Origin of the sequence: Romboutsia sp. 13368, from assembly GCF_018336475.1 — a bacterium.
Classification (GTDB): domain Bacteria; phylum Bacillota; class Clostridia; order Peptostreptococcales; family Peptostreptococcaceae; genus Romboutsia.
In genome coordinates, this window is record NZ_CP048741.1 from 773,186 (window position 1) to 773,678 (window position 493).

Below are 493 nucleotides of genomic sequence, written 5' to 3' on the forward strand. Positions count from 1 at the left end.
CACTTTATTTAAGTAGAATTTTAAAATCAGCGCAAATGTGCTGCAAAAGAAAGGGGTAATTATAATGAAAATATGTGTGCCAGTAGAGGCTAATAATGGGTTAGAGAGTAAACCATTTGGACACTTTGGATCAGCTCCAATGTTTGTAGTATGTGATTTAGAAAGTGGTGATTTAAGTACTATAAATAATGGTGATTTAGAGCATGAACATGGTAAATGCCAACCTATAAAAGCATTATCAGGAAATGTTGTTGATGCAGTTATAGTTGGAGGTATAGGTCAAGGTGCTATATCAAAATTAAATTCTATGGGAATAAAAGTATATAAGGCTCAAGGGGAAACTATAAAAGATAATTTAGACTTATATAAACAAAATAAACTTCAAGAGTTTCCAAGTAATCACACTTGCTCTCATGATGGATGCGGACATCATTAAAATTAGTTAAAATAAATTTTAGCTCAAAAAGGACTTATCTATATTAGATAAGTCCTT

At 31.0% G+C, this 493-nt stretch carries 1 protein-coding gene; it reads left to right on the forward strand.

Translation table 11 applies throughout. From position 1 onward, the window contains the following. Positions 1 to 64: 64 nt before the first annotated feature. Complete coding sequence (locus G3997_RS03135; RefSeq protein WP_296647974.1) at positions 65 to 436, forward strand: NifB/NifX family molybdenum-iron cluster-binding protein; 372 nt, start codon at positions 65 to 67, stop codon at positions 434 to 436. The last annotated feature ends 57 nt before the right edge of the window (positions 437 to 493 follow it).

Excerpts from the sequence above, each read along its gene's own strand:
- G3997_RS03135 (WP_296647974.1), top strand. The coding sequence starts at position 65 with ATGAAAATATGTGTGCCAGTAGAGGCTAATAATGGGTTAGAGAGTAAA.